General features: G+C 69.7%; 4 protein-coding genes. 1 reads left to right on the plus strand and 3 read right to left on the minus strand.

From position 1 onward, the window contains the following. On the plus strand, positions 1 to 2,357 hold a 2,357-nt coding region (locus tag RWX45_RS08900; protein WP_316023375.1), incomplete at its 5' end, for a family 78 glycoside hydrolase catalytic domain. On the opposite strand, the gene RWX45_RS08905 is transcribed toward RWX45_RS08900, so the two are convergent. The 3 genes from RWX45_RS08905 to RWX45_RS08915 form a co-directional block, all read right to left on the minus strand. Continuing rightward, complete coding sequence (locus tag RWX45_RS08905; RefSeq protein ID WP_316023376.1) at positions 2,354 to 2,626, minus strand: cell surface protein; 273 nt, start codon at positions 2,624 to 2,626, stop codon at positions 2,354 to 2,356. The genes RWX45_RS08900 and RWX45_RS08905 overlap by 4 nt on opposite strands. Before the next feature lie 44 nt (positions 2,627 to 2,670). Continuing rightward, the gene (locus RWX45_RS08910; RefSeq protein WP_316023377.1) at positions 2,671 to 2,868 is read right to left on the minus strand and encodes a DUF2599 domain-containing protein; all 198 of its coding nucleotides are present in this window, start codon (positions 2,866 to 2,868) and stop codon (positions 2,671 to 2,673) included. Between the two features lie 1,146 nt (positions 2,869 to 4,014). After that, on the minus strand, positions 4,015 to 5,872 hold a 1,858-nt coding region (locus RWX45_RS08915; RefSeq protein ID WP_316023378.1), incomplete at its 5' end, for a CocE/NonD family hydrolase.

The following is a 5,872-nucleotide window of genomic DNA, read 5'->3' on the forward strand; positions in this document are numbered from 1 at the left end:
CCCCCGCACCGCCGGCGGGAGGGCGACCCGCCTATGAGTTGCGCACCCGCTTCCGCCTCTCCGCCGCTGAGGCCGCCGCTCCCGCCCGCCTGACCGCAACCGCCCACGGCGTCTACGAGGCCTTCCTGGACGGAGTGCGCGTCGGCGACGTCGAGCTCACCCCCGGCGCCACCAGTTACCAGGCGACCCTCCACGTTCAGACCTGGGAGGTGACGGGGATGCTGCATGCCGGGGAGAACGAGCTGCGCCTGGTCGTCTCCGACGGCTGGTTCCGCGGCCGCTGCGGCGCCGCCCGCATCCCCGACAACTACGGTGAGAACACCGCCGTCATCGCCGCCCTCGTCCTGGACGCAGGCGCCCGCCGCGTCGCCACCGGACCCGGCTGGGAGGTGGCCGTCGGCGCCGTCACCGCCGCGGACCTCATGGACGGGCAGACCACCGACCTGACCCGGATTGGCAGGGAGGAGTGGGAACCAGCCCCGCTCGCGGAGGGGCCACTCACCCGCGACCGCTCCCGCCTGGCCGCCTCTCCGGCCCCGCCCGTGCGCCGTGGCCAGGCCATCCCGGCCGTCAGCGTCACCCGTCTCCCCTCGGGCCGCCAGATCGTCGACTTCGGGCGAATGCTGTCGGGCTGGGTGCGGATGCGGGGCCTCGGACCGGCCGGTACGCGGCTGGTCCTGTCCCACGCGGAGGGCCTGGGTGCCGACGGCGACATCACCACTCGCCACCTCCAGTACCACCCGCCGTTCCGGCCCGAGCCCTACCCGCTCGGGCAGGTCGATACGATCATTCCCCGCGGTGTGGACGACGACGTCGTCGAGCCGCGGCACACCACCCACGGGTTCCGGTACGTGGCCATCGACGGTGCCGACTGGGACCTGGACCCGGCAAGCCTGACCGCGATCGAGGTCCGCTCCGACTTGACCCGGACCGGGACCTTCGAGTGCTCGAATGAGGACCTCAACCGGCTGCATGCGAATGTGGTGCGCGCCTGGCACTCCAACTCCTGTGATCTGCCCACCGACTGCCCGCAGCGGGAGCGGTGGGGGTACACGGGCGACTATCAGATCTTCGCCCGCACCGCCGCCTTCCTCGACGACGTCTCCGGTTTCACCCGCAAGTGGCTGCGCTCGCTCGCCGACGACCAGCGCCCGGACGGCACCATCCCCAACGTCGCCCCGGATACCGGCAATGACCCGGACAGCCCGCTGCCGGATTTGGCCGGCTCATCGGGTTGGGGAGACTCGGCCACCATCGTTCCGGCGCAGATGTACCGCGCCTACGGTGACCGGGGGGCGCTGGCCGAGGCCTATCCGATGATGCGCCGATGGGTGGAGCATGTTGAGCAGGCGGCCGCCAGCGGCCGCTATCCGGCGCGAGAGGCCGCCCACCCGCAGTGGCGCGAGCACGACCGCTACCTGTGGGACACCGGTTTCCACTGGGGGGAGTGGTTGGAGCCGGACGTGGAGTGGGACCCCATGGATGACTTCGGCATTGTCGCCACCGCCTACTTCGCCCGTTCCGCACGCATTGTTGCCGAGGCCGCCGCGGTGTTGGGCGAGGGCGACGACGCCGCTCGCTTCGGTGCGCTCGCCGACCGCGTCGCGGCGGCCTGGCGCAAGGAATTCGTGGTTGGCAGCGGGTGCGGTGCTTCCGGGGACGGCAAGACCGGTGCGGGCGGCGGCGTAGCCCTGGGCGGCGGGCTGCAACTGAGCCGACCGACCCAGGCGAATTATGTACGGGCACTCGCCTTCGACCTGTTGGAACCCGACCAGCGGGCCGGCGCCGCGGAGCAGTTGGCGCGGCTTATTCGCGAGAATGGTGGTCGGCTGTCCACCGGATTCCTATCCACCGGCATGCTGCTGCCCACACTCGCCGAGGCGGGTTACCCCGATCTGGCCTACGAGGTGCTGCTGCAGCGCGAGGAGCCCGGCTGGATGGTCATGCTCGACCGGGGCGCCACGAGCATCTGGGAGGAGTGGAATGGCATTGATGCCGAGGGCGAGCTCCACAGCTCGCAGAACCACTATTCCAAGGGCGCGGTGATCACCTTCCTCCACGAGTACGTGGCCGGTATCCGGCCCGCCGCCCCCGGCTACGCGCGGGTGGAGATCGCCCCGGTGCCGGGCGGCGGGCTGACGCATGCCCGAGCCCGCCTAAGCACGGTGCGCGGCCCGATTGAGTCGTCTTGGACCATCGCCGACGACATATTCCGGCTCACCGGCAGCACCCCGGAGGGCGTGCCCACCACGCTGCGCCTGCCTGATGGAAGTGTGGTGGACGGTGACGGCGGAGCCTTCACCCACAGCTGCGCCCTCCCCTCTGCCGCCCCGGACGGTGAGGGGCAGCGAACCTAGGTTCCAGCGTCCTCCTCGACCAAGGGGTTGTGGAGATGCGGTCGCTCGTGGCGGCGGTAGCGTTGCCGTCGCCACCCAACGATCAGAAGAGCGTTGAGGATAACGAGGCACACGAGCATCGCATTCGCGAACAACCACATGAGGTTGCCGTTGGGCAGGAGCTGCTGCAGGTCGAGGCCGTACCTCTCCGCGCGGTTGGCGGCCGCATTATCAGCGATGAACCATAGGGCATAGAAGCAGCATGCGCTCAAGTCGAGCAGGATCAGCATCCCACCAACTAACTTGTGAAACGATCGTGGTTGAGGGCTCATGTTCAGTTGCATCCGCTTGCGATGAATCCGAAGTAGCTCTTGTCGGGGATCCGCGTGTCCAGATTCCAGCTTTCTTTCCTAAAGTACCGGATGCGCACGAAGTCGTAGTGGCAGTAGAACTGGTTGCGCATACTGCTGGTGCTCGGATCGGGGTGTCCCGCACGCTCGGTCTTGTCCGGGCCCCTTGCCGGATGATCCATGCCGTTGCGTCCTTCAGCCGTGACGATGAAATCCTGCTGTCCCAGGGGCCGTCCTCGACAAGGGCTACGTGGAAGTGGTTTATTGATCGTTCCCCAAATTGCCGACGATCTAGTGTCGTTTGAGCTGCCTGGTGCCGTGAATCTTAGAGCTCTTTCGGTTCGGGGTGTGGTGTCTCGCAGCCGTGGATCGGCGGGGCTTCGAGGATGCGGGTTAGCCCTCGGCGACGCCGAAAAGCCCTCGCGAACGCGCCCCAGGTGTGCTGTGATGTCTTGTGGCTTCTGGGGCTGTTGGATCTGATGGGATTTGGGAGTGCCGGAAGTAATGGGGCTCTGGTGGGAAGTCAGCACGGTGTGCGGCCGGTGGGGCGTTGTGGTGTTCGTGGGGTCGGGGTGTAGTGGTGCAGGAGACGGCTTGGGCATGCAGGTCGCCGATCGGGGAGTTGAGGTCGTTGTCGGCTGAAAAACAGGCCAGCGCAGGCCACGAGGTGGCGTAGCAGACCCCGAACGGACGGGGTAGACGGTGAAGTGGGCGTAGTAGACGCCGCAGGGTGCAGGGCTGGCGCCGTGGTGGGCGCTGCCGTGGTTGTGCGGGCACTCAGGCAAGGTTGGTGGTGGCACGGTACGGCCCCTGCGCGCTCAGGTAAGGTCCCTGGACGCCCCGATGGTGGGGCGAGCCCTGTGTTGGGCGCGAAAAGTGTCCATCTGTCGCAACTTTTGCGGCCCGCACCGACCAGTATCTTCCAGAAACCGTCTCTGACCTGGGCGAATGTGATGACGGTGTCGCCGAGCGCCGCCTCGCGGTCCAAAAGTTTCGACCGATGGACACTTTTACCACCGACCTTGAGGCGGCCACCGCCCACTGCCACCGGCCTCAAGGTGGCCTGGCGCCCACCGCCACCGGCCTCAAGACGGCTACCGCCCATCGCTACCTGCTTATGTGCAACCTGCGCCAGTTTCCGCGAGGCCACTCAGCACCCGCCCCGGCGGAAACGGCCGCCGACAATCCCCAGATGGCAACGGTCCCATCGATTGGAACACGACCTGCATTCGTCGGAATCAGCCTCCTGCAGCTGGCCGCGATTTCATGCCGCACGCCCTGCCCGCCACACCCCTCGACCGGAAGCGCCATTGGAGGTCGTTGGACGATTAGTGTTCTGGAGTTCTACTCGGCGGTTCTGGTTCATACGTACGGTGGGCGTCCAGGTCGACGACCGGCAGGACGACGGCGCTGGGGTGGGCGGCGTCGTGCAGGACCCGCATGGTGACCGGGGCGCCGTCGGATGGATCGGCCACCCCGTAGCGGGGCCAGCTGGATCCGGCCAGGTTGACGCGCAGACGGTGCCCCGCCGGCACGTGCACGCCGGTGGCCCACATGTCCACGGTCGCCTCCACCGGCTCATCCGGGGTGAGCGGGTCGCGCCGGTCGGTCCCGGCGCGGGCGCTTAGCCGCAGTACGCCGTCGGTCAACAGGGTGGAGGTGCCGTCCGGGGCGACCTCGGTGAGGCTGGCGTGCAGGTGGGCGTCAACGGCGTCGGCCGCCACCCAGGCGCGCAGCCGCACCGGTCCGAGCACTGTCACCGGCCGGTCCAGCACCGCGCTGGTGAAGGAGACGACGTCCCCACGGGCCTCGACGCCGCGCTGGTCGTGCGGGCCGGCGTTCTCCGGCGGCCCCATGAGCATCTGGCCGCCCTCGGTGGGTACCGGATCGGCCGGATCGTGCACCCATGAGGTGTAGCCGGCCGCGGCCTGTGGGTCTGCGGAGCCGGCCGACCCGTCCGCGCTCTCGGTGGCGCCGCCCGTGGCCTGGGACGCCTTAGTCTGCCCGCCGTCCGGGGCGTCCAGCATGCCGCCTCCCGTCAGGCGCCAGGATTGCGCGACGGCGGCCGGGGCCGGCCAGGCGGGCAGGTCGATCCACTTCCCGGCGCCCATGATGTAGACGCGCACGGGCGCCTGCGGCAGCCGCTCCGCCGCCTGCGCATCCCCGAGGGCCGCCTTCCAGAAGTCGACCGTCAACTCGCCCAGGCCCACGTCGTCGATACCGCCACCGGGGAAGGAGCGCCCGGCGAGGTCGCCGTTGAAGGTGAGGTGCGTCCACGGGCCGATGACCAGGCGCACGTCCCCCGGTCGACCCCGCGCGGCGGCGCCGTCGGCCATGGCCGCATAGTTGCGCAGCGTCCCGCCCAGGAACAGGTCGTACCAGCCAGCCACGTGCAGCCCGGGCACGTCGATCGCCGCCAGCGCCTCCTCGGGGTAGGAGACCGACTCCCAGTAGGCGTCATGCAGCGGATGCTCCAGCCAGGCCGCCACATGCGCCCCCGCCGGGTGGGCGTCGGCCAGGTCACGCGCCGCCCGGGCGATGCCGAGCCGCTCCAGGTAGCGGGTGAAGTCCTCCACGGGCTCGGGCAACTCCTCCTGCGGCGCATCCGGCCGCCCATCGCGCCACAGTCCGGTGCGCACCTGCTGGCGTGCCCACTCGTAGGCGGGCCCGTCCTGGAAGACGCCGCCGCGCATGGCCAGGTCGTCGTCGTACGTCGACGGCGATACCCAGGCGGTTATTCCGGCCAGGTGCTCGGTGCTGGCCAGGGCGGCGGTGAACTGGGTCGTGGTCAGGTAGGAGTTGCCGAAGGTGAGCACCCGCCCGTCGCACCAGGGCAGGGCGGCCAGCGCCGAGCGGGTGGCGACGCCGTCGGCGGCCTCGTCGAAGTAGAAGCGGAAGGTGCCTTCGGAGATGTCCGTGCCGCGGCAGGCCTGCGCGACGACGGCGAAGCCCTCGGCAATCGCTCGGTCCAGGCCGACGGCGGCCTGCATGCCCAGCACGCTCGCCATGAGCCCGGGCGTGGCCGGGTCGACGCCGCAGGCCTCGGCCACCATGGGGCGCCAGGCCCCGAAGTAGGGGCAGCGTACGAGCAGCACCGGGTGGGCGGCGGCGTCGGCGGGGCGCACCACGTCGGCGCGCAGCACGGTTCCGTCGGGCATGGGGGTCTCCAGCACCTCGTGGACGGCG

Source organism: Actinomyces sp. MRS3W (assembly GCF_032465695.1).
Classification (GTDB): domain Bacteria; phylum Actinomycetota; class Actinomycetes; order Actinomycetales; family Actinomycetaceae; genus Actinomyces.